This window comes from Mycoplasma testudineum (genome assembly GCF_002245785.1).
Taxonomy (GTDB): Bacteria; Bacillota_I; Bacilli_A; order Mycoplasmatales; family Metamycoplasmataceae; genus Mycoplasmopsis_B; species Mycoplasmopsis_B testudinea.
The window spans coordinates 1-24,205 of sequence record NZ_NNCE01000005.1 but is presented as its reverse complement, the minus strand read 5'-3'; the positions used below and the strand labels follow the sequence as shown (position 1 = coordinate 24,205).

Below are 24,205 nucleotides of genomic sequence, written 5' to 3'. Positions count from 1 at the left end.
CTTAAAAACCGATAATAAAAAAATACTCCTGGTTATTTGATTTTTTCCCTTTTAATTTACTTTCGAATATTTTAATTTTATCATAGCCGTGTGTTTGCAAATATTGTTCAAATTTTTTCAATAATTCTGGATGCAACGATTCATCCACATATCCGTTTTGGCCAACCATTTCTTTTGGTGCTTCAAATTGTGGTTTAAATAGTAAAATTAAATTTCTAATATGATTATATTTTTTCACAATATCAATTAAATAATAAATGCTAATAAATGATACATCAGCCATAATAATGTCTATTTTCGGTAATAAATTAAGACTATCTAGCAATTTAAAATTAGTTTTTTCAATTGAAGTTACTCTTTTGTCAATTCGCAAAGAATAATCTAATTGGTTAGTTCCTACATCAAGTGCAAAAACATGTTTAGCATTATATTCTAAAGCCAATTGTGTGAACCCGCCTGTTGACGAACCAACATCAAGTATTGTTTTGTCAGCGAAATTAATATTATTTATTTCAAGAATTTCTTTTAACTTTAGTGCGCCACGAGATACATATTTTCTCGTAGTTTTAATTTGAATATTATCATTGTCGTTTATTTTGTAATTTAATGACATTTGATATTCATTATTAACCCTTACTTTTTTTGCCAAAATTAAGCCTCTTGCTTCAAATTCGGTGAATCCTCTTTTAACTAATTCGTCAAACAATTTCATTAGAATTCTCCCAAAAATTTTCTTAAAGCATTATTTAATTTGTCACTATGATCAAAATTAGTTATGAATTCAGAGTAGGCATTTCTAATTTGTGTAGAGTACTTTAGTCACTCTTCTGATTTAAACTTATTTTTGCTTTCTCCCATATTTATTTGTTTTACTCTTAAAAATATAAATTTAATAAAACTATCTCATTTATTATTAGCAAAATTGGGATTCAGATTTAAGAGGAATAATTTAAAAATTGAGTTAATATATGATTCATCATCACAATCGCTCAATTGATAATGCAAAAAATAACTTTCGATAGTTGCATATACACTTACAGGTGTTCTTTTGTTACAAAAAAAACTTAATGCATAAGAAATTGAAAATTGTAAATTTTTTTTTATTTCGTGTTTGTATTTTTTTAAATCAAAATTTTTTTTATACTCTTTAACTATAGCTTTTTTGCTTAACATATGTTTCCGATGCTTTTACAAAACTATCTAAAATTGCGTTCACGAATTTAGCTTCTTTTTCAGTTAATAATGATTTTGATATCTCAAGCGCTTCTGAAATAACGATTTGATGTCTCTTAAATAATTTTATTTCAAGTATTGAATATACAATGATTGATTTTAAAATTGGAAGCATTGAATTTCAATTTCATGAATTTTTCAAAAATGGATAAATCATTTTTTCGAGCTGTGATTTAGTTTTAAAAAAGAACTCAATTAACTTAAGTTCATTTTCATGTGGATCATAAACATCAATTATTTCTTGTATTGTAGGCTGTTGCTCAAGCAAGTAATATCTATAAATTACCGAAATAACAAAATATCTTTTTACTCTTGCATCTTGTCATTTAAAATATTTAATTTCACCTTCAATAAAATTCTTCATGTGTATATCATAAATCATAAAATAAATAAAGCATAATATATTTATGTATTTAGATTTACACGGATTTAGCGAGAATCAAGCAGCGGCAAGAATAACATCAATTCTTTATCAATTTTTTAATTCACATTATGATCAATTACAAATAATTACTGGCAAAGGATCCGGGGTACTTTTTACTTTTGTATATGATTATCTTTCTAAAGAAGATATTGAATTCAGCGTTTGAAGTGATAGTTCAGGATTTACAGTTTATAATTACTAATAACCCAATTTTTTTATTTCATTTTCATCATTTATTCAATTTTTATTAGTTTTAACTTTTAGATATAATTCAACTTTTGAATCAAGCTTATCTGAGATTGCCTTTCTTGAAGCAATTCCTATTTGTTTAATCATTGAACCATTTTTTCCAATCAAAATCCCTTTTTGACTCTCTTTTTTTACGTATATGTTAGCGTATATTTTAATCAGTCTTTCTTCTTGATAGTTGTCTTTAAATTCTGTAATATCAATGGAAATTGAATGAGGTATTTCATCATGTAAAAGTGCAATTGTTTCTTCTCTAATTGTTTCTCTAGCAATAAATTTTTCACTTACGTCAGTAAAATAATCTTCTGGATATTGAACTTCACCTTCGTAGGAATAACTTTTTATCTCTTCAATTAATTGGGTTATAGAATTATTATCTTTTAGTGAAATTGCAAAAACATCTTTAAAACCAAGTTGTTTTAATTCATTTGCTTTTTGTGACAAAATGTCAACATTTGTTTCTAAATCAACTTTTGTCATTACAGCAATTTTATTTTTTACGCTTTGTAGATAAGAGATAATTAATTTATCTCCAGGTCCTATTTTTTCGTTTGCTGGAGACAGAAAAATAGCTAAATCAATGTCAATCAATGAAGAAACCGCCTGATTATTCAAATGTTCACCAAGTTTTGATTGAGGTTTGTGGATTCCGGGTGTATCTGTGAAAATAATTTGATGTGTTTCATCTGTGTAAATCCCAGTGACATTATTACGAGTAGCTTGTGGTTTTTTGCTAACAATTGACAAATCATAATTAAGAATTTGATTTAGCAAACTACTTTTTCCAGTATTTGGCCTACCGATTATACTAGTAAATAATATTTTCATTAATTCCCTTTAATATCTGAAGCTACAACTGGTAATGGAATCAATTCTTTAATTTTAAATTTATTAATTTTTTTACCATCATAAGAAAACAAATTTATTACTGAATTTTGATCTTTTACAAATTCAGTAATAACTTGTCTACAAGCACCGCAAGGTGAAATAGGTTCATTATTTTTACTAATTACATTTATTTCTGTGATAGTTCCGACTTTTAAACCGTATGCAACTCCACCAAACATTGCAGATCTTTCTGCACATAAACCAGAAGGATATGCTGCATTTTCAACATTTACACCATAATATTTATTCTCATTTTCATCTATTACAATTGCCGCTACAGGGAAATTTGAATAAGGAGAATATGATTTATCTAATAATTTTTTTAATTCTTCGTACATTGTCATTTGAAAATTATACTTAGTTTTGTTTAATATATCTTCAATTGAATAATTTAGTGAATCTTTTAAATATTAAGTGCGAAAAATTGATAGTTCATCCATAATCTCTTCGCAAAGATTATTCATTTGGTTTTCATCTTTTTCATTTAGATGATCAAAACCATTAAGATGTAAAATTCCATGTGCAAAAAGATAAGAGAATTCTCTTTTAAGACTATGATTAAATTCAAGGGATTGCTCTATAACTTTATTAACATCAAATACAATTTGTCCTAGCGGAATAAAATCTAAAAAATTAAAAAAATCATGATCAGCAAATGGAAATGAAAGAATGTCGGTAGTTTTATTTTTGCCTCTATATTTATTATTCAATTTTCTTACGGTATTTTCTTCACTTAAAAGTACATCAACTTGAAAAGGTTTTTTCACATTTAATTTTGATTGTAGTTTTTTTAGAATTTCTTCAAATAATTCTTCAAATAAAAAAATATGTTCCGTTTGGTTTTCAATGTTGATAAATTTCATTCTTTTATTTTACAAAAAGCTCATAAATTTTTTTGAAATCTAATTCTAAACTTACGGCTATTAGAGAATTAGGTAATAGAGGCGTAGATGACTTGAATGATTCAATATCAATTTCAAATTTATTCATTTCAGTAAATTTTATTTTTTTAATTTTATATTCGTTTACTTCGCTATTTATATGTACATAGATTATTTGGTTTTCACTCAATTTGTAAGCTAAATCTGAATTTGCAATAAGCTTTTGTGTATTATTTTTATCTACCTCCAAATTTGTTTGAATTCTTGTACTAATAGTTTGGTTAGATAAAAAGTAAATTCCAGCCCCAGAGATAGTAAAAAAAATAATTGATAATAAAATAAATATTCCACTAGGTTTTACTAATTTTTTCAAGATCTATCTCTTTTCCTTCAGTTACAAAATTTTTATTATGTGATATTTCAATGAATAGTGCTTCATTTTGATAGCTTAAAATTGCACTCTTTAATTTTTTAACATTTTCAACATCAATATTTTCAAATGCTTCGTCCAATAAAATCAAATCAAATTTTCTTGTAAAAAGTCTTAATAAAATTATTGTTTGTTTTTGCCCGCTGGATAAATAAACTGCATTATTTTCCAAACTTGTTTTTAAATCTAACCTAAGGTTAGATAACATGTCTAATAAATCAAATTTTTCGAGATTATCTTTTAATGTTTGAATGTACTCAGGATTTGAAAATGTAATAAATTCAAAGGCACTTGCATTATTAAAAAAATAGTTTGGAAATATGTAAAAAATTTTATCTCTATATTTTTCGATATTCAAATGAATAAAATTCGAATCATTTATAAAAAATTCCGCTCGTGGATAATGACCCGAAATTATATCTAAAAGTGTTGATTTGCCGCTTCCGTTATATCCGCTAAGTCTAATAGAACTATTAATTGATAAATTTTTAATATTTAAAATTTCCTTATCTTTTTCATAACCAAATGAAAAATTTTTGAACTGTATTTTTTTAATTTTTTGGACTTCCAAGTAATTATTTTCAGTACCATTTGTTTTAAAGTTATGTACGAAATTGAGCAAAGCAATATTTTTCTTTATTAGAGGTAGTTTTGTTATTAACTCACTAAAACTCAAAAAGGGACTGCTAAAGAAATTAAATAAACTTAAATACATTAATAAATTACCAATTGTGATTTCAGAATTACTAAAAAGGTATACCCCGACAATTCCGATTAAAATTGGAGAAATATTTGTTACAAAATTCATAATGAATGTTTTTGACAAGTTCATTTTTACAAAATTATATTGACTACTTTCCGAAGCAAGCTGACTCATTTTTCATCTTCTTAAAAAATATTTTTTTGAATTATTGTTTAAAGCTTGCTTTTTACTAAAAATTAAATCATTTGAGTTTGTACTAAACAACATTGAATCACTTAATACTTTTTTATATTTCAATAGATACAAATGTTGAAAAGAAATAGAAATTACAAACATAACTAGTGTTGCAATTACTGTTATCAAAAATAACTTATAGCTTATAAAAAATAAAAATATAGTTGAAATTGTTAATGTAAATAGTTCATTAACAATACTAAATAGAAATTTAGATTTAAATTCTGCAATTTGAGATATAAGTCCTGATCTTCTTAAGTAATCATAATAATTAAGTTTTGTGAAATCCTGAATTTCAATTTCCAATATTTTTCTAAAAAAGTTTTCGCTTATTTCTATCTCGATTTTGTTTTGGATTTTGATTACTAAATAATTTTTTAAAAAATCATTTAACAGTTTATTTACAATTATTCAACTAAAAATTATTCCTATTGTTAGTAATTTATTTAAATTGTTCAAAACATATATATTGTCAAACAGTATCTTCATAAAGAAACTGGAAATAAATGTGAGTGCAATCCCTAACATAATGCTTAAAAAAACTAATAAACTTCATTTACTATGTCCAATTGATTCAAAAATATTTGTACTAATTTTATGAGAGATGTCTTTTATGGTTCCTTTTTCAACACTTAAGATTACGTTTAAGAAAATTTTTGAAAATTCATTGTAAGTAACTTTTTGTTTGCCTAAAAAAGGATCTAAATAAATAATTTTTTTCGAACTTCTATGAACTACTATCACATAGTGTTGCAAACCATTATTATTGATTATGGCAACATATTTTTCATTATTTTTAATAGAAAGTAAGTCTTCGAAAGATACTTTGTATGATTCAAAATCTATCCCGTATTTTTGGGCTAAATTTTTTATTTCGCTAACACTAATTCCTTGACTGCCGTAGTTAACCTGATATTTAAGTAAATTAACATCAATTTCAGAACCGTAATAGTATTGATAAAAACTTTCAATTATTGACAAACCACAGTCTCTAACATCTTCTTGTAATTTTATTTCCACAATTAATAATGCAAAAAATCTTCCTTAAACGAAAAAGTACATAAATTTTTATTTAATAAGTTTTTTAAGTAATTATATTTTTATTGCATAATTGACTTTGCATCGGTCAATTGCTGGTTAATTAACTAGAGGAAAGTCCGCTCTAGCACGAGCTGCGATGCTCGTAGTGTTTGTGTAGGATCAAATAAATCCTAGCAAGGTGACTTGACGACAAGTGCCACAGAGACGAGAAATGTGAAACGCGGTAAACTCCGCAAGCTAGAAACCCAAATTATGGTAGGGGAACCTAAATAGTCAGAATTGAATGTCTATTAGGAAAATGAAAATTTTAGATAAATAATTGACACATATTTAATATGTACAAAAAGCGGCTTATAGATGCAAAGGCACAACTTGTTGTGCTTTTTTTAATGCTTAATATTGATTTTTAGAATAAAATTATTTAATAAAAGAGGTATTAATGAATGAAATTGCATTATATATAATTATTGGTTTGCTAGTCTTTCTTGTTTTAGCTTTTGTTGGTTATAGTTTTGTTAAAGGGAAATTAATTGACCGAAAAATTAAGAATAAAGAAGAAATTCTAAACAAGAGAATTGCAGAAAAATATATGACATTAATCATCGAAGTAGTTGCACTTATAAATGAAAACGAGAAAATGCTTGATTTATTTAAAAATGGTAAAACAAAAGCAAAAATGGGAATGATAACAACTGCTACAAAAAAATTTTTAGATTCATTAATTGAACAAAAAATTTATCGATTTTTCTTTTTTTCAGAAAATAAATATTTAAGATTGTGAAATGAAATTAAGGAACTAGAAAATATCAGAAGTAATTCTTGAGATAAAAAAATTGAGTCTACTTTAAAGTGATTTAAAAATGAAGAACAAAAAATAGTTAATGAAGAAAAATATTCTGAAATAGTTGAAAAAGTTCAAGATAGAATTTCTAAAATATATGATTTTGAAGAAAACTAATATCCCTAATTTTTTAACAATAACTAGATTAATATTTGTTATTCCAGTTATAATTTTATTTTCTTTGCTTTTGGAAAACAAAATCGGAACAACACTTGCTTTAAGCTTAAATTTATTATTTTTTGCCTTAGCAATGTTAACCGATTATGTAGACGGTTTATTAGCACGAAAGTGAAAAGTAGTAAGTACATTCGGTAAACTTTTTGATCCACTAGCAGATAAAATTATGATAACAACCACTCTAATATTTCTTGCCACTTTAAATTTAACGTATGTTTTTTTAGTAGTACTTTTTATAATTAGAGATTTAGTTGTTGACGGTTCCAGAAATTTAATGGCAGCAAAAAACATTAGTATTGCTGCTTCAATTTGAGGCAAACTAAAAACAGTTTTTCAATCAGCAGGAATATTGATTATCTTTGTAGTTGCGATAGCAAATTCTGAGTTGCAATTTTCAAATAATTTAAATTATGATCTTTATATATTCTTAATAAATATCATAATTATAATTGCCTATGTATTTTCAATATTATCAGGATATCTTTATTTTAAAACTGTCCTACCATATCTTTTTGTCAAAAAGAAATAAAAAATAACTGCCTATTTTTTGACAGTTATTTTTTATTTCTTAAATTTTATAGGCTTCATTTCATAATATGATTCTTGTGTATTAAAAATCAATTTATACTTAAAGTATTTATTATCTGATTTTTTCATAAACTTTTGGAAGCTAATTCCTGAAAGTTTTAAATATCCCATAGTAAATAATATTGGTAAAGCAAATAGTAATGAAATAATTATTATTGCAAAAATAATTCTTAAAAAGATATTTAATGGTGTTGCATTTAAAAGATTAACATACAACGGTCTATAGGGATTTGCAAAACCATAAATAATTACATAAGGTAAATATGTTGTTTGACTTGCACCGCCGTTTGCATTATAATTAGCTAATAATGTTGCGTTATTTTGTGTTGCAAAAAATACAGTTATAAGCATTAAATAGTAAATAACTAAATAGATTGAAACAATTCATCTTGTCAATAATTCTAATTTAAATTCCTTTCTTTTGACAAAGAAAATAACAACTGCAACTACCGGACTAATAGCATGAGTAATAATAGAATCAATACTACTGTGAATATTTCCTCATGGTCTAGTTCAAGAAATTAAAACTCAATAAATAACAAAAGTAACAGTTATTCAAATTAAACTTGCTAAAAACATTTGCTTAATTTTATTGTGTTCAACAAAAGAAATCAACATTAATGAAAAAGATAAAATAATGTTTGATTGCGTTGTAAATGTAAATATATCAGAAGCTTGCCCCATAACAACTTGTAATTCATTAGCTGGATTTATTTCAGTTTTTGTAATGAATTCTGAAATGATTCAAGCTAATAAAAATAATCCAAAAATAAAGGTTAAATAATCGTATCATTTCACACTTTTATTTTTGATTTTTCATATTGATTTTTGATCAATATCAATTTTTTTATTTTCAGTCATGACTCGATTATATTTAATGTGTTTTTAAAGATGTAATTTTTTTTAATAAATTTTTACGTGAATTTACGCTTAATTTTAAAAGTCATAAAATTTATATTTCTTCTTTTTTTATTCCTTTAATATCATGGCATTTTTACAAATAATTTTTAAAAAATGAGAGAATTAAATCATGACAAATTTACCTGGCTTAAATGATTCCGAAATAATTCAAAATAGAGAAAAATATGGCAAGAATATATTGCCTTCAAAAAAAGACAAATCAATATTTTTAATATTTATATTATCTTTATTTGACCTAATGACTATCATGTTATTTGTAGCTGCTTTTATCAGTCTTGGTTTAACAATTTACAAATCAACTTTAGCAACAACTTCTGCAATTGAAACAACAATAGGTTACTTTGAAAGTTTTATTATACTTTTTGTGATTTTAGTTAATGGTGCTATAAGTACATTTCAAACTGTAAAAGCTGATAAGGCAGTCAAATCTCTTAATAAATTAAATGAAAGTTCTATTAGAGTAGTTCGAAATTTAAAACAAATTATTATACCTAGTCATGAGTTGGTAGTAGGAGATATTATCATTTTTGAAAGCGGGGATAAAATTCCTGCTGATGCTAAAATTATCAATTCAGCTCATTTAAAAATTAACGAATCTATATTAACGGGTGAGTCATTACCAGTTGAAAAAAATGCAAGTGATAAAGACTATTCAAATTTAGCACTAGCAGAAAGAAAAAATATAATATTCAGCGGTACTTCAGTAATTAATGGTAGTGGTGTGGCACAAGTAATTAATGTTGGAGTTAATAGTGAAGTTGGTAAAATTGCTCAATTAGTAAACAATGAAAAGAAAATAAAAACACCTCTTGAAATCAAATTAGAAAAATTAGGAAAAATTTTCTTTTGAACTGGAATTGTACTTTTTATAGCTTATTTTATTGCTTCAATTGTTTTATTAGATGTAAAAAATATTGCTAATACCTGAAGCATAGCTTTAATAGGCGGAGTATCATTAGCAGTAGCTGCAATACCTGAAGGTTTAGTTACATTTACAACAATAATTATGACATTGGGTATGAAAAATATGGCTAATGAAAAAGCTATAATCAAGAATTTACAGACAGTAGAAACTTTGGGAAATGTGTCAATTTTATGTAGTGATAAAACAGGTACATTAACTCAAAATAAAATGACTATTGTTAATTGATTTACATTAAAAGAAGGGTTTAAAAAATCTAATTCAATTGATTTAAAAAATGAATTATTTACATTATCAAGTTTATGTACTGATGCAAATGTAAGTTTTGATGATATAAAAAATGTATTAATAAAAATTGGTGACCCAACCGAAACAAGTATTCTCGAATTTGCTTTAGAAAATAAAATTGATAAAAATGAATTATTAAAAAAATACCCTAGAATTTCACATTTACCATTTGATAGTGACAGAAAACTAATGTCTGTTGTAAATAAAATTGGAATGAAAAATATACTAATTACAAAGGGAGCTCCTGATGTTATTTTGAATAGAATTAACGGATTAACAAAAGAACAAATTAATTTAATTGAAAAAAGCATTAATGAATTTTCATCAAAAGCATACCGTACTTTAGCTGTTGCAAAAAAAGTTCTTCCTTTGGATAAGAAAATAACTCATGAAGATGAGCATGATCTTGAGTTTGTAGGCTTAATTGCAATGGTTGATCCTCCGCGTGAAGAAGCAAAACAAGCTATATTAGAAAATATTGCTGCCGGAATTAAAACAATAATGATAACTGGTGATCACGTAAATACAGCTATTGCAATTGCTAAAGAATTAAAAATATTTAATGAAGGAGACAGCGCAATAACTGGTACAGAACTTGAAAAATTAACCGATGAAGAATTAAGTAAAAATATTGAAAAATATACAGTTTATGCTCGTGTTTCTCCAAGTAATAAAATAAGAATTGTTAAAGCATGACAAAAGCATGATCATGTTGTTTCAATGACCGGTGATGGTGTAAATGATGCACCTGCTTTAAAAGCTGCTGATGTAGGAACAGCGATGGGTATAACAGGAACGGAAGTATCCAAAGATGCAGCTGACATGATTGTAGTTGATGATAATTTTGCAACTATAGTTAAAGCTATTGAAAACGGAAGACAAATCTACTTAAAAATTAAAAGAGTAATTCAGAATTTAATTACCACTTCTTTAATAGAATTAGTTGTTGCATTTATAGGAATGATTGTTTTTAGTCTTGTATATAAAAATTATTTTGCTTCAACTGAATTTATTATTTTTAGTGCAAGCCAATTACTATGAATTAATTTACTTACTCACGGATTTCCTGCAGTTGCTTTAGGATTACAAAAAAGCAAAAATAATGTAATGAATCAAAAACCATATTCAAAATATGAAAGTATATTTGCAAGAAGAATGGGTATTGATTTAATATGACAAGGTATATTTATATCAATTTTAGCGCTTCTAGGTTATGCACTAGGAATAGAATATATTAAGAACATGTCAGACATTCAAATTGCAGAATTATTAATTAGTAACGAAAGTACTTCAAAAGGCGAATTAATGAATTTATATGGTTCTTTTGTTGGTTTTGCAATTGTTGGTTTTGCTGCTGTATTCAATAGCATAAATTTAATTAGTGAATCATCAATTTTTAAAGTTAATCTTAAAGATTCATGAATAGTTTTATCATCAGTTATGTTTAGTTTCATAATGATATTAATAGCATTATTAATCGGACCATTATCAAGACTATTTCATATGCCGGGTGATTTAGCAAATGGAAATCATTGATATTTATGAATTATTTCAATTGGTTTTGGTTTAGCTATTTTTCCAGTTATGGAAATCTACAAACTATTTTTTAACAAAAAAAATAATCCAATTGAATTAGGTTTAACACATTTGAAAATCGCTGAAAAATAAAGTAGAATTTTATTGGAGTAATTAAATAGTGAAGAAAAAGAAAATAAATAGAGGTGCAAACTTTAACATAGTTGTTGCGGTTTTAATTGCACTAATTTCAATTCCAATTTTGGTAATTTCATATTGGAATATATCAGTAAATAGTCAATATATACTAACAGCAGGCGGTACAGATTATTCATTTACATTCACTGGAAGTATAGTTCAAATTTTAGGTTGACTTACAGGTAATGAAGGAGATAGAATCCAAAATTCTATTTTCATTAGTAATGGTGCCATAATTGCTGCTGGTGCATTAATTACATTTATAGCATTTATATCATTTATAACTTTAATTGTAATGTTGTTTAAAAAGCGTAAGTTTTACTCGAAAATTTTATACTTAGTAAATATTGCTCTTTTTGCAGCTATGGCAGTTATATTGTTTATTTATACTTCTTTTATAATTACTAATTTAGTAAATATAAGCACACATTTTAACAATCTACAAAAAATTGCAAATGATGCATCATTATTAAATGCATTTTCATCACAAGCAGCAGCGCAAGCAGAAATTGATAGCATGAATTCTATATTTGCTCAATTTGAACCATTTAGTTTTATTATGTTTATAGTTATCATTTTAGCTAATATCAGCATTCTATTTTTTGTTGTATTAACAAGAATATTTAATCGTGCTAAAATAAAAAAAGCTATAGATACAGAGGAAATTAAAAAAACGGAAAATTAATTTATTCCGTTTTTTTAAAACATTTTTTCAATAAATTTTGCAACTCCAGATTTATCATTAGAAAATTCTGTTTCATATTTAGAAACGGATTTTAAATCCTTATGTGAATTTTTCATAGCAACCGGAAAAGCAACAATCTGTGCCAATGGTACATCATTTTTGGCATCACCAAAAGACATTGTTTTATTCAAATCTAGTTTTAGGTTGCTAAAAATTTTTTCTACAGCTAAACCTTTGTTTAAATTTCTATTTTGAATTACAAATTTTTCCACTAATCCAAAATAACCATTAATGATTTCACGATTTTTAAAAGCAACTCTATTGATAATTTCAAGAGCGTAGGCCTGTAAATGCATTGTATCAATTTCAATCTTGATAATTTCACTTGCATCAACTTTATCATAGGAATTAACTTGAATTATTTGGGAATAATCATATTTAATTTTGTTTTGCTCATCTACAAATTTTTTATGTAAAACTTTTACTTCATCCATTTCATTAGGGTTAACAAGTCAAACATTTGAATTTGTATACAAAATACTTGGAACATTTTCTTTTTTCATAACATCAAAAAATTCTAATACAATTTTTTTATCCATTTTATTTTCGATAAAAATACGATCTAGATTTGAAGTTGCAGTTAAGTTTCCGTTTAATGAAAAAATAGGTAATTTGATATTTAATGGCGCAATTAGTTTTGTGATTAGACAAACACTTCTTCCAGTTGCAATAAAAATATTTTTATTTAATTTATGCAATTTATCAATCATCGAAATGCTTTGACTAGAAAGTTTTGAATCATTGTCAAGCAATGTTCCATCTAAATCAAAAATAAAATTATCAATTTCATTAATTTTAATCATAGTCAAACCCCATAACAGTTTTTATAAATTTAGCAACACCAGCTTCATTATTTGTATATTCAGTTTTATATTTTGCATAACTTAAAAGTAGTGGATTGGAATTTGCCATTGCTACAAAATTTGGAACAATTTGCGCGCTTGAAATATCATTTGCTTCATCTCCAAAAGCAATGGTTGTTGTTAAATTTATAATTCCAGAATTTGCCATTGATTTAATTGCATTTCCTTTACTAACTGTTTTAGGCATTAATTCAAAAACATACGGTGAAGAAAAATAGCCAATTAAATCTAAAAAACTACTTTCTAATTCATTTTGAAATTTTTTAAAATTATATGCACTAACTTTTTGAGTAGAAATATCAAATTTCATCACAGAGTGTCCTTTTATCAATTCTGGCTGATCAATAATTGTTATTATTGCATTTTCTATTAAATCAGCATTTTCTCAGTTTTGCTTTATAACTCATGAATCAGTTTTTGATAGCTCAACATTGAAAACAAGACCATTTTCAGTGTAAATGGCAGTTTCAATATTATACTTTTTCAAAAGTTTTAATACTGCTAATGAATCACTATCGCTTATTTTTTCTTGGTGAATTATTTTACCAGTCTTAAATTCTTTAACTAGTCCACCATTAATTGATATTGTTGCAAAATCACTATCTACATCAGTCAAAGTTTTTTTTATCAAATTAATACTTCTTCCAGTAGCTAAAATAACTTGTTTTCCTGCTTCATTTAATTTTTGTATTAGTTTAATATTTTCTGGATGAAGTTTATGAGTTGAATCATATAAAGTACCATCAAGATCAAAAATAAAAGTTTTAAAATTTTTTATATTCATATTTCAATTTTACAAAAATTAATTCAAACTTGTATTAATGAAATGATGTTAATAAAAATAGAAAATGGATTTTAAAAATTTAAAATTTACTAAATGTTGTCTTTTTGAAAATTCTAATTAAAATTTGCCCAAAATATGAGTTAGATTTATATGTTATGAAATTGTTTCAACACTGAAACATCTGATTTTAAAATTTCAACTTCTTCTTTTAGCATTGCTACATCTTGCTTTAAAATAGCAACGTCTTCTTTCAAAATTTTAATATCGTTTCTAAGTTCACCCAATATTACTAATACTTCTTTTTCAAAATTTAAATTTCTCATGCTAGTACCATTATATCTTAATGTACTATCAATTTTAACTTGATAATCCTCCAGTATACTGAATTCGATTGGTTTATTATTTCAGCTATATAGCTGGTCTCATTTTTTTCTAGAATTTATAACTCCAGTTTCGTTTATGTTATGCATTTTCAAAAATTTTTCAAATTCATGTTTGTCTTTTTCTTTTTTTGCTGACATATTTTCTCCTTATTACACATTAATAAATGCAAAAATTTACCCTTAAACGAAAAAAGTAGCAAAATTTTTTATTGTCTAAGAAAAATTAGGTTAAAAAATTCCAAAATTTCAACTAAATTGCAATATTTCTTTAAAAAATACCATATTAGCAATTATTGTGTTAATATAGTCTTAGCTAATCCCGAGGGGGTTGCCGCTAAACCAATGGTTTAGCTGTCTGCGAAGCAAGAACTAGCTTTTTTCAGACAATGATATTCAGCGCTTATTCAAATAAGCGTTTTTTTATTTTTTCCAAAAAATTGCAATATTTCTTGTCTATTTTAAGAAGCATAAAAAATAATTTAAAATATATATATATGAATAATAAAACAATACCAATTGATTGACAGACATATTTTATGTCTTTAGCTAAAATTAGCTCCTTAAGGTCTAAAGATCCTAACACCAAAGTTGGCGCAGTAATTGTAAATGATCGTAATAGAATTATCGGTTTAGGCTACAACGGAATGCCACAAGGTAATGATAATTTACCTTGAGCTAGAGATATGAAAAATTTTGCTGATAATAAATATCCTTATGTAATTCACGCTGAAATGAATGCAATATTAAATAGTAAAGCTAATATTGAAGGAACTAGTATTTATACTACTTTATTTCCGTGTTTTAATTGCGCTAAAATGATTGCGCAAGCAGGCATTACAAAAGTTTATTATGATTCGAACATGTATTTAGATACCGAAGAAGGACAAGTAGCTTTTAAGATTCTAAATGATTCAAACGTGAAAATTGAACAATTAGAACATTTCGAAGTTGAAATAAGAAAGTAAGGACAAATGAAGAAAATAACAAAATTTTTACTAGGTAGTTCATTAATAAGTGTAATGCCAATTGCATCAATTGCAATCTCATGTAATCCAAACGTTGATAATTTTAAAAATTTTATCACCAATATAAATAGTGAAGTAACATTAAAACAAAAATATAATACATTAACTGCATCTGAAATCATTATTGGTTCGTGAAGCGATGTAATCAAATACACAAATCTAGATATAAATTTACAATCAAATGTTAATGCAACTATTGTTTCTACAACTAACAACGATCAAGAAGGTAAGAAAAATATTGCTGTAAAAGTTACTGATACAAACTTAACTGATCGTTATTTACTTGTAACATTGGAAATAAGCGGCTTTAAAATAGTCGAAGTTATCCAACAACCCAATCCTGTTGATATTGATAAAAAAGATAAAGGTCCAGTTGATGACAAAAAACCAGTTGATAATAAGGAAACTAAGCCAGAAAAGCCAAGTGATCCAAATCCGGTTGCACCAAAAGATCCAAGTAATGAAAGCTCAAATCCAGTAACACCTAAAGATGGTACAACTGATCCTAAACCTGGAAATGGTGAAAATAACGAGACAATTGAAGCAACAAAAATTAAAATTGCTTCTTGAAATTTATTGAATTATAGTGGTGATGAAAAACAAGCAAATAAAACTGAGATTTTAACAAAAGTAATGGTTAGTGAAGGTTTTGATATTGTTGCTGCTAATGAAATTTCAAATGATAAAAAAGATGCTCAAGGTAATGTAATAGCGCTTAATGCACTTTTAACAAGTTTAAGAAAATTAGATCCAGAATCAAAATGAAATGGATTCATTTCGCCACAATTATCAGGTAAAGGCAAAGAATCTCAAAAAGAATGGATAATTTTCTTATTTAAAAGTTCAAAAGTAGAACCTCTAAAATTCCAAGGAGATTCTGATTTTGGTAAAGCCTACATTAATGAGCCATGAAAAGGCAGATTTGAAAAAGAAATTGATTATATTTATGCAAGACCGCCTTTTGGAATGAAATTTCAAACTATAGGTAATATTGTCAATGATTTTACAATTATTGCTGGTCATCTAGATTCGCCTGGTAAATATACTGGTACAAATAAAAGTAGAGTCGAATTAGCAACTACTAAATTATCTGGTCAAGGAAATCAAGAAGTTGAAGAAGCATTACAATTATCTGAAGTAGCTAAATGATTTGATGGAATAGATGGCGTAAATGACGAAATAATTATTCTTGGTGATACTAATATTAGACAGGGAAATGAAGCAAAAGCATTTGAAACTTTAATTAATGAAGGGTATGTTAATTTATTTGATGATTCTAAAGAAGATGCTACAACTCTAAGTAGTAAAGTTGGTGAATATGCAAACCCATATGATAAAATTTTTTACAAAGGTTCATTACAAGCTAGAGCGGCAAGAAAATGAGATTTATTTTCTATAGCTGATAGTAAATTAGTTGATTGAGATGCATTTAAAGATGCAAAAGATAAAGAACGTGGTAAAAAATATTCTAATGAAAAAGATTACTTCGGGAACATAATTAGCGATCATACGAGTGTTAGTTTCGATATTATTCTCAATTCAACTGATGAAAAAGATGGTGATGAAAAAGTAGCAAATAGCATAATACCAAGTGATGAGGTAAAAGTAAAAGCTAAAACGGAGTAGTAAATGAAATTTATCGATAAAGTAAAACTAAATGTCAAAGCCGGAAAAGGTGGAGACGGAATGATCGCTTTTAGAAGAGAAGCACACGTAGATAGAGGTGGTCCTTCAGGAGGAGACGGTGGTAACGGTGGTAATATTTACTTTGTCGGAGATACAGGAAAAAACACACTATTACATTTATATTTACAAAAGCATATAATTGGTTTTGATGGAGTAAAAGGTGGTAGAAAAAACCTTTATGGTGCTAATGGAGAAGATACTTTTATTAAAGTTCCAGTTGGTACATTAGTTTATGAAGGCGATTCAATAATTGCTGATGTAATTGATGAAAATCAATATTTAATTGCTAAAGGTGGTAAAGGTGGTAGAGGTAATGCTAAATTTAAAACCGATAGAAATAAAGCACCACGTTTAAACGAATTAGGAATGCCAGGTGAAAATAAAAATTTAACATTAGTTCTTAAAGTATTAGCTGATGTTGGTTTTGTTGGTTTGCCAAATGCTGGCAAAAGCACTCTTTTAAGTGTAATAAGTAATGCTAAACCTAAAATAGCAGATTATGCTTTTACCACTTTAGTGCCTCAATTAGGTATGGTAGATGCAGGAGATAATTCCTTTGTTGTAGCTGATTTACCTGGGTTAATACAAGGTGCTAGTCAAGGTAAAGGATTAGGTTTAAATTTTTTACAACATATTGAACGCTGTAAATTAATTGCACACGTAATTGATTTTGGAACTCCTAATATCAATGTTATAGAAAATTATGAAAGAATAATTTTTGAATTAAATCAATTTGATAACAATTTAACTAAACGTGAAGAAATAATTATTGCCAACAAACTTGATTTAGAAGATTTCGAAGCTAATTTTAAAAAATTTAAAGCTAAATATCCTGACAAAAAAGTATTTAAAACTTCTGGTTTATTACAAACGGATCTACACAAATTAAAATTAGAAATTGGAAAAATGCTTGTTGAAATTAACAAACCTTTAGCGTCTGCAGAAACAGCTAAAGAAGTTGAATTTACATATGACCCAGATTTTGAAATTGTAAAAAACTATGAAGGTGATTACGATATTTTTGGTTCAAAAGTTGAATATTGATACAATAGAATTCCCTTAACTACAGATGATAATTGAAGAAGATTTAATTCTATTTTAAAGAAAATGGGGATTTGAAATGAATTACAAAAAATGGGTGTAAAAGAAAATGATACAATTAGAATTTTTTCACATGAATTTAGTTGAAGTTACAACGATAGATTAGATTAAAATTAGGAAACCTGCTTTTTTATCAGCAGGTTTTTTGATAATATGTTTAATTTTAGATATCTAGTCTTTTCTAACTTTTCTTAGTCTAAAAATCAAAGAGTTAAATACTACTGAAATTGAACTCATAGACATTAATAAAGCAGCTAAAATCGGGTTTATAAAGCCAATTACCGAAATTGGTAAAACTAAGATGTTGTAAATAAATGCCCACGCAAAATTGCTTTTTACAAATCTTCTAATTTGAGTAACAATTTTAATTGATTCATTTACATTATTCAAATCAGGATCTAATAAAATTATGTCACTAATTTTTTTAGCAGCTTCACTTGCTTCATTAAAAGTTATCTTAAAATCAGCTGTTTCTAAAGCAAGTAAATCATTAATTCCATCACCTACATATGCTGTATTTCCATGTTCTTTTTTTATGTCAACAATTAATTGAGCTTTCTGTTCAGGACTAACTTCAAAAAAAGTACTTTCAAAATTTAAATCTTGCGAAACTCTTTTGTAGTTAGCAAGTTTATCGCCACTTATTAAAAAACTTTTTATTTTCAAATTATTTAATTTAGCTAGAGCCTGGGTAGTATTTTTTCTTAATTCATCTTTTAATAAATAGACATTGATTACGGTGTTATTTTTTGCAAAAACAATTGCACTTCCATCATTAAGTGTATTTTGACTAACTGCATTAAAATTGAAATTATTTTGTAAAGCATAATTCAAACTAGTTGCTGAGTATTCAAAATTGTTAAATTTTCCAAATACACCGATTCCTGCCTCTTCTTTAATATCTTGCAATTCTACGCTTTTATAATCATTTAAAAATTGAACCACTGACTTTGCAAGTGGATGTAGTGAATTCATTTCCAATGTTTTCAATATTTCTTCATCCTCACTTGTATTAATAACTTTATTGACATTAAATTTACCGGTTGTTATAGTTCCAGTTTTATCAAATGCAATTGCCTTAACTTCTTTTATTTTTTCAAATGATTCAATATTATTAACGCTAATTCCACTTTTTGCCGCTTTTGAAACACCCACTGCTAAAGCAAGTGGAATTGCCAGACCTATAGCACAAGGACATGCTGCAATCAATATAGAAATTAAAACATAAAATGAAGATGAAATTCTTGCTGCATTTGCGTTAATTGCATTTGAATTTCAGGTTATTAAAAAATGTGTATCCAAGCCCGCTTGTGTATAAATTGTGTTTAATTTATCACCTAAAAAGTAAGTAATAATAAATCCCAAAATAGCAACAATAATTACAGTTGGAGTAAATCATTTGGCAATTTTGTCCGCAAGTTTTTGGATTTTGCCTTTTTGTGACTGAATTTCTTCTACTTTATCAACTATTTGATTGATATAAGAATCTTGTGCAATTCGGACTACTTTCAAAATTACAGAATTATTTAAATTTATCGATCCAGAAATAGCTTTATCTCCAATACTTTTATGAATTGGTAATGATTCACCAGTTAAAAGTGATTCATCAAAATCACTTTGTCCTTTTACAACTACAGAATCAACTGGTATTAGTGCACCTTTTGCAACTACTATTAAATCACCGATCATTAAATCGTTAACACTTACTTCTATATTTTGACCATCAACTAACTTTATTGCGTTTCTGCTTTTTAATTTTTCTAAAGCATCTAAATCACTAATTGATTTATTTCTAATGAAATCAGCAATCTTATCACCTGATAATAAAATCATAATAATTAAGGCTCCAGCTTCAAAAGCTATTTCCATTTGAAAAGCTAATTGCAAATTGCTAAAGCGCATAATCATAACTACAACCGAATACAAATATGCAACAAGAGTTGACATCCCCACCAAAGTATTCATACCAAGTGATTTTCAGATAAACAGTTCTTTATACATTAAAGAATAATAATTGTATCCTACTCAAAATTGAATATATGTAGCTGCTATAAGCATGTATATCAATAAAGCAGGATGTTCAAGTTGATGCATAAGAGTCATATCATTAAAACTAGCCCGAACCGAACCTACAATCATTGCAATAAAAATGGATAATAGACTTATTGCTATTATCCAAGCAAAGTAAAACTCATATTTTTTATTAATTACTTGATAATATCTATTTCTAAATTTCCTCATATGGCAAACCGTTATTTGTAAATGCTTCTAGTATTGTTTCTTTAGACACTTTAGATTTATCATATTCGATTTTTAAGCTCTTTTTTGCTACATTCGGAGTAAATTTTAAACCAGATTCCTTAACAAATTTTGCTAATATTTTTTCAATTGAAAATACACATGAAGTACAGTGCATATCGTCGATTTTTAATTTAATAATTTCCATTTCTACTCCTTAGAATTAATTGATAATTTATTTAACTTGATTATAGTGTTTTAATTTTAAAAATGCACTTTTTCAATGTTTTTTTGACATTATTTAATTTTTTAGCATATTTTTAAATTTTTTACTTTGAATTCACTTATCAAAATATAAATCATTCTGCAAGCAAAAAAATAGGAGCAAATAATTAATTAAGATTTTTTACTTAAATTATGACTTATGTAAATTTAAATTAACAATTAAACGGCCATAATTAAAAATATGAAGTTACTAATATTTAGGAAATTGCAAATAATTACAATTTCCTAAAAAAATATTACAACTTATCAATGTATTAAGCAATACTGATGCGAATTAAAAGAACTGTCATCTTCTAAATTTAGACAACAATTCTTTTAATTTATTTGCAAAACGAAAACAATTTGTTTGCTGCATTAATTATTATTTAAAGCTTTATTTATTTTATTAATTGTGATAACTTTTTAGCCTTGCAACATCACTAGAAATTTTTTGGTGTATTTCTTTTAGAATAAAAATGTCACTTTCATTTCTTTTTTGTTTTTCTTCAAGTTCTTTAACTTTCATTTCTAAATAACGGATTCTTATTTCCGCATTTTTAACCTTTTCTTCGAGTTCTGAAGCCTTACTTGTAATATCTTTAATAGATTGTGAAACTCAATCTTTATAAGTTATGTTTTTTGCATATTTACCTTTGTAAGTAAATAATGTTAGCAATTCAAGCCGGTGATCTTTTAGTACTCTGAATTGAATTTCTTTTCCGTGTCAGTCATATAATGCCCTTCACTTTTCTATTGAATCTATTACAATCGTGTTTCCGTCACTGTGATTTTTAATAAATTCATTAAATTTGGCTGCTTGGTTTGATTTTGTTTTTTCCATTTGTGCCCTCCTACTTATAAATGCAAAAAAATATCCTTATCCGAAAAAACGCATATTTTTTTTAATAAATAATGGGAGAAAAATACTTTCAAAATTTTTCTACATTTTAATAAGTTTATGAAATAAAAATTAGAAAATGAGATAATTTGCTTAGAAACGGAGAATTAAACTAAATGAAATAATTTATGGAGGTTCGTAACGAATCACAAAAAAATTTTATTTCGCTTATACTTCCTTTAATGGTTGGTATAAGTTCAATCTCGGGAGCTATTAGCATATCTTCCAGTAATTACAAAGTTAAAATTAGAACAGATGAAAATGTAAAAATTTAACTGAAGTATTAAATGATTTCGAAGGCTTGTTTTCAAATTTAAATAATAGGGAGCATTATAAAAAAATTCGAAATGAGGAGGGTTATTTAGAATAAGAGTCAAAAGACTTACTACAATGAAAAACAAAAAATTGTACAAGTATGTTGACAAAATTTCTTATACATATTTAATATGAAAATAAATTTTAATAAAAAATATCGATATTTAACACTATTTAATGTTATATCAGTTATTTCATTTATCTCATTGGTTTCTTGTAATCAGCAAATTGAAAATCCACCAAGTAGCAACATTAAAAATCCAATTAAAAATCCAGCAGATACAGATGGAAGAGTTATAAAACCAATAAAAGATAAAAATCCAATAAAAAAAATAGTAACTAATGAAGAAATTGCAAATAGACTTTCAATGTCATTTTTATCATTAGATAGAGTTGATACATTGGATGAAAAAAGAGGCTTAAAAGCAATTTTTAATAACAATCATATACTTATTAAAAATAATGGAGAATATAAATTTCAAAAGAGAAGTGTGGAAAGCTTAGATCTTAAATATAATGGTTTATTTTATTCTGGATTTATAGATACAATAGCAAATTCGGAAATTCTAAGTAGCTTACCATCCAGCATTATCAAAAAGCTATTTGAAAATCAATTGATAATTGAGAACAGATCGCCACATACTAATAAAACCAGAGTGATGGAATCAACAGAAAGTAATCACATTCTTATCAAATCATTTGGTCAGTTTAAAGAATTTTTGTCAAAAAATATAACTATAAGAGAAAATGAGATACAAGATTTAGGTATGTCCGAAATCATTAAAAATCTATTAAAAGACAAAAATGTATTTGTAGATGAGTTAGAAGATTTCAATGGAATCAATAATGAATTTTTTACAGACAATTTTATTATTCTATCGGCAATGCCTGAAAATGACATAGTAATCGATGTTAAGGCAGACTTGACAAAAGGTGATTTGATAATAAGACAATTGAGTTCAGTAACAAACCAAGACAAATCAATAAATTGATTAGAAACCGTAAATTTGATTGAATCACGCTGAAAAGAAGGAGATTACCCTTACTACCAACCATATGTGAAATACAATTGATATGAAATGAAAACAAAAATCACAGTCATAAATAAATCATCAATTGGAATAAAAGACATTAATTCATTAAATGTAAAAGAGCACAATCTCAGAGATTTTTCGACACTAATTGAAGATTTTTCTGGATAAAAGAAATGAATTATTAGCGAGAACAAACACTTTTTGAATAAAAACTTATATTTTTTAAAATAAAGGGCATTTAATTTAAGAGTGAGTATGCTTTAGAATTTAAAAAATGAATAACCTTTAACTTCATAAATCATTTTTTCTAATTTAATAAGGCCGGGTACGTGCGATTTGGGACCAGTCATTTTTCATAATAAAAACGGTTCTTTCTGCTAAGATCGTTAATTATTGTTAGCTCCCTTTTATGTAATGAACTGTAGCCTTAATTCCGTGATATTTCTTATCAAATTTTTCGAGAAAAATCGAAGTAAATTTTTAGTATTTTACTGAAATATGAAATGCTCTTCACCTGACTTTTCTCCACTGCGATTTTTTCCGCATCTTTTGCTAGATAAAAACCATATTCATTTGTATTGCGTTTTAATTCTCTCGAAACACTCGAGGAACTAATTTTAAGTTTTTCAGCTATCTTTCTAATTGATAATTTTAATTGATTAAACATTAGTTCAATTTTCAATCTATCGCTATAATATATGTGTGAATAATTCATAAGTCTCCTTCTTAGTCGGTGGGGATTTTTTTAATTATAAAAAAATGCAACACTTTTTTAATTAAGTGTTCCCTTATTGAAATTTCAATGGGGCAAATTTTCAATTCTTTAGTTATTTGTCTATTAGATTGTTCAAAAATTTTTTAAATAAATTGTAACTTGAATTTTTTAGCTTCAATTCTTTTGTGCTTCGCAAAATTTTTTGTTTCGAATTGTTAGCTTTGTCATATTTTAATTAAAAACTTCTTTTTTTGTTCAAAATCGCTACATACATCCCCTAATTTTTTGTATTTCAATAAATTAAGAATTAAAAATTGGAAAATGGGATAATTCGCTTAGAAAAGGAGAAATAAACTAAAAAAATAATTTAAGGATGTTCGCAATGAATCACAAAAGAAAATTTATTTCGCTCATACTGCCTATAATAGGCGGTGTAAGTTCAATCTCTGGAGCTATTAGCATATCTTCCAGTAATTACAAAGTTGAAATTCAAACAGAAAAAAATGTCAAAAATTTAACTGAAGTATCAAATGATTTCGAAGGATTGTTTTCAAATTTAAATAATAGGGAGCATTATAAAAAAATTCGAAATGAGGAGGGTTATTTAGAATAAGAGTCAAA

General features: G+C 26.2%; 26 protein-coding genes and 1 other RNA gene. 11 read left to right on the top strand and 16 right to left on the bottom strand.

The genetic code is table 4. The features are described from left to right. Position 1: 1 nt before the first annotated feature. Genes CG473_RS02590 through CG473_RS02580 form a run of 3 tightly spaced genes read right to left on the bottom strand, consistent with a single transcriptional unit; the run spans position 2 to position 1,597 of the window. Positions 2–712, bottom strand: a complete 711-nt coding sequence (locus CG473_RS02590) for a TlyA family RNA methyltransferase (protein ID WP_094254757.1) — start codon at positions 710–712, stop codon at positions 2–4. Further along, complete coding sequence (locus tag CG473_RS02585; protein ID WP_094254756.1) at positions 712–1,173, bottom strand: hypothetical protein; 462 nt, start codon at positions 1,171–1,173, stop codon at positions 712–714. The genes CG473_RS02590 and CG473_RS02585 overlap by 1 nt, the downstream gene beginning before the upstream one ends. Then, entirely contained in the window at positions 1,148–1,597 is a 450-nt protein-coding gene (locus CG473_RS02580; RefSeq protein ID WP_166623196.1) for a transcription antitermination factor NusB, read from the bottom strand. The genes CG473_RS02585 and CG473_RS02580 overlap by 26 nt, the downstream gene beginning before the upstream one ends. A gap of 43 nt (positions 1,598–1,640) precedes the next feature. Here CG473_RS02580 and CG473_RS02575 point away from each other — a divergent pair, with 43 nt between their 5' ends. Beyond that, the gene (locus CG473_RS02575; RefSeq protein WP_094254754.1) at positions 1,641–1,859 is read left to right on the top strand and encodes a Smr/MutS family protein; all 219 of its coding nucleotides are present in this window, start codon (positions 1,641–1,643) and stop codon (positions 1,857–1,859) included. Here CG473_RS02575 and era read toward each other — a convergent pair. From era to CG473_RS02550, 5 genes are all read right to left on the bottom strand, one after another. Next, complete coding sequence (era, locus tag CG473_RS02570; protein ID WP_094254753.1) at positions 1,856–2,734, bottom strand: GTPase Era; 879 nt, start codon at positions 2,732–2,734, stop codon at positions 1,856–1,858. The genes CG473_RS02575 and era overlap by 4 nt on opposite strands. Next, complete coding sequence (cdd, locus tag CG473_RS02565) at positions 2,734–3,138, bottom strand: cytidine deaminase (RefSeq protein WP_341799051.1); 405 nt, start codon at positions 3,136–3,138, stop codon at positions 2,734–2,736. Before cdd ends, era begins: the two co-directional genes overlap by 1 nt. A 66-nt stretch (positions 3,139–3,204) precedes the next feature. Beyond that, positions 3,205–3,657: an rRNA maturation RNase YbeY gene (gene ybeY, locus CG473_RS02560; protein ID WP_094254751.1), complete on the bottom strand. Its 453-nt coding sequence runs from the start codon at positions 3,655–3,657 to the stop codon at positions 3,205–3,207. A 4-nt stretch (positions 3,658–3,661) separates the two neighbouring features. Beyond that, positions 3,662–4,048: an MAG1140 family protein gene (locus CG473_RS02555; RefSeq protein ID WP_094254750.1), complete on the bottom strand. Its 387-nt coding sequence runs from the start codon at positions 4,046–4,048 to the stop codon at positions 3,662–3,664. Beyond that, positions 4,026–6,062 carry an Mbov_0121 family peptidase domain-containing ABC transporter gene (locus CG473_RS02550; RefSeq protein ID WP_094254749.1) on the bottom strand — a complete coding sequence of 679 codons (2,037 nt, stop codon included), beginning with the start codon at positions 6,060–6,062 and terminating at the stop codon, positions 4,026–4,028. The genes CG473_RS02555 and CG473_RS02550 overlap by 23 nt, the downstream gene beginning before the upstream one ends. Positions 6,063–6,160: 98 nt before the next feature. Between CG473_RS02550 and rnpB the strand changes: the two genes are divergently transcribed. From rnpB to pgsA, 3 genes are all read left to right on the top strand, one after another. After that, an RNA gene (gene rnpB, locus CG473_RS02545) (RNase P RNA component class B) lies at positions 6,161–6,442 on the top strand. An 80-nt stretch (positions 6,443–6,522) separates the two neighbouring features. Further along, positions 6,523–7,041: an MHJ_0274 family protein gene (locus tag CG473_RS02540; protein ID WP_094254748.1), complete on the top strand. Its 519-nt coding sequence runs from the start codon at positions 6,523–6,525 to the stop codon at positions 7,039–7,041. Then, positions 7,028–7,630 (top strand): CDP-diacylglycerol--glycerol-3-phosphate 3-phosphatidyltransferase, encoded by a 603-nt coding sequence (pgsA, locus tag CG473_RS02535; protein ID WP_166623195.1) that lies wholly within the window; start codon positions 7,028–7,030, stop codon positions 7,628–7,630. Before CG473_RS02540 ends, pgsA begins: the two co-directional genes overlap by 14 nt. Positions 7,631–7,662: 32 nt before the next feature. Here pgsA and CG473_RS02530 read toward each other — a convergent pair whose 3' ends face one another. Next, positions 7,663–8,550 (bottom strand): MAGa3780 family membrane protein, encoded by an 888-nt coding sequence (locus tag CG473_RS02530; RefSeq protein WP_094254746.1) that lies wholly within the window; start codon positions 8,548–8,550, stop codon positions 7,663–7,665. A 169-nt stretch (positions 8,551–8,719) separates the two neighbouring features. Between CG473_RS02530 and CG473_RS02525 the strand changes: the two genes are divergently transcribed. After that, positions 8,720–11,488: a cation-translocating P-type ATPase gene (locus CG473_RS02525; protein WP_094254745.1), complete on the top strand. Its 2,769-nt coding sequence runs from the start codon at positions 8,720–8,722 to the stop codon at positions 11,486–11,488. 28 nt (positions 11,489–11,516) lie between these two features. Next, on the top strand, positions 11,517–12,218 hold the full coding sequence (locus CG473_RS02520; RefSeq protein ID WP_094254744.1) for a hypothetical protein: 702 nt from the start codon (positions 11,517–11,519) through the stop codon (positions 12,216–12,218). Positions 12,219–12,232: 14 nt separating this feature from the next. Here the strand turns inward: CG473_RS02520 and CG473_RS02515 are convergent, their stop codons facing one another. The 3 genes from CG473_RS02515 to CG473_RS02505 all read right to left on the bottom strand — a co-directional run bounded on the left by CG473_RS02515 (position 12,233) and on the right by CG473_RS02505 (position 14,446). Further along, positions 12,233–13,081, bottom strand: coding sequence for an HAD-IIB family hydrolase (locus CG473_RS02515; RefSeq protein WP_094254743.1), 849 nt, complete (start codon positions 13,079–13,081; stop codon positions 12,233–12,235). After that, entirely contained in the window at positions 13,074–13,925 is an 852-nt protein-coding gene (locus CG473_RS02510) for an HAD family hydrolase (protein WP_094254742.1), read from the bottom strand. The genes CG473_RS02515 and CG473_RS02510 overlap by 8 nt, the downstream gene beginning before the upstream one ends. Positions 13,926–14,071: 146 nt before the next feature. Beyond that, the gene (locus CG473_RS02505) at positions 14,072–14,446 is read right to left on the bottom strand and encodes a hypothetical protein (RefSeq protein ID WP_094254741.1); all 375 of its coding nucleotides are present in this window, start codon (positions 14,444–14,446) and stop codon (positions 14,072–14,074) included. Between the two features lie 356 nt (positions 14,447–14,802). Between CG473_RS02505 and CG473_RS02500 the strand changes: the two genes are divergently transcribed. The 3 genes from CG473_RS02500 to obgE are packed head-to-tail and all read left to right on the top strand — an operon-like array spanning position 14,803 to position 18,231. Beyond that, entirely contained in the window at positions 14,803–15,273 is a 471-nt protein-coding gene (locus CG473_RS02500; RefSeq protein WP_094254812.1) for a deoxycytidylate deaminase, read from the top strand. Between the two features lie 6 nt (positions 15,274–15,279). After that, positions 15,280–16,959 (top strand): endonuclease/exonuclease/phosphatase family protein, encoded by a 1,680-nt coding sequence (locus tag CG473_RS02495; protein ID WP_094254740.1) that lies wholly within the window; start codon positions 15,280–15,282, stop codon positions 16,957–16,959. 3 nt (positions 16,960–16,962) lie between these two features. Continuing rightward, a complete protein-coding gene (gene obgE, locus CG473_RS02490; protein WP_094254739.1) occupies positions 16,963–18,231 on the top strand; it encodes a GTPase ObgE in 1,269 nt (422 codons plus the stop codon). Positions 18,232–18,291: 60 nt separating this feature from the next. Here the strand turns inward: obgE and CG473_RS02485 are convergent, their stop codons facing one another. The 3 genes from CG473_RS02485 to CG473_RS02475 all read right to left on the bottom strand — a co-directional run bounded on the left by CG473_RS02485 (position 18,292) and on the right by CG473_RS02475 (position 21,463). Beyond that, positions 18,292–20,361 (bottom strand): heavy metal translocating P-type ATPase, encoded by a 2,070-nt coding sequence (locus CG473_RS02485; protein WP_094254738.1) that lies wholly within the window; start codon positions 20,359–20,361, stop codon positions 18,292–18,294. Further along, the gene (locus CG473_RS02480; RefSeq protein WP_094254737.1) at positions 20,348–20,566 is read right to left on the bottom strand and encodes a heavy-metal-associated domain-containing protein; all 219 of its coding nucleotides are present in this window, start codon (positions 20,564–20,566) and stop codon (positions 20,348–20,350) included. Before CG473_RS02480 ends, CG473_RS02485 begins: the two co-directional genes overlap by 14 nt. Before the next feature lie 462 nt (positions 20,567–21,028). Then, a complete protein-coding gene (locus CG473_RS02475; RefSeq protein ID WP_094254736.1) occupies positions 21,029–21,463 on the bottom strand; it encodes a V-type ATP synthase subunit I domain-containing protein in 435 nt (144 codons plus the stop codon). 503 nt (positions 21,464–21,966) lie between these two features. Here CG473_RS02475 and CG473_RS02470 point away from each other — a divergent pair. Then, on the top strand, positions 21,967–23,037 hold the full coding sequence (locus CG473_RS02470) for a hypothetical protein (RefSeq protein ID WP_094254735.1): 1,071 nt from the start codon (positions 21,967–21,969) through the stop codon (positions 23,035–23,037). A gap of 277 nt (positions 23,038–23,314) precedes the next feature. Here CG473_RS02470 and CG473_RS02465 read toward each other — a convergent pair whose 3' ends face one another. After that, positions 23,315–23,584 (bottom strand): helix-turn-helix domain-containing protein, encoded by a 270-nt coding sequence (locus CG473_RS02465; protein ID WP_094254734.1) that lies wholly within the window; start codon positions 23,582–23,584, stop codon positions 23,315–23,317. 382 nt (positions 23,585–23,966) lie between these two features. Here CG473_RS02465 and CG473_RS02460 point away from each other — a divergent pair, with 382 nt between their 5' ends. Further along, entirely contained in the window at positions 23,967–24,197 is a 231-nt protein-coding gene (locus CG473_RS02460) for a hypothetical protein (RefSeq protein WP_133509950.1), read from the top strand. Positions 24,198–24,205 lie beyond the last annotated feature (8 nt).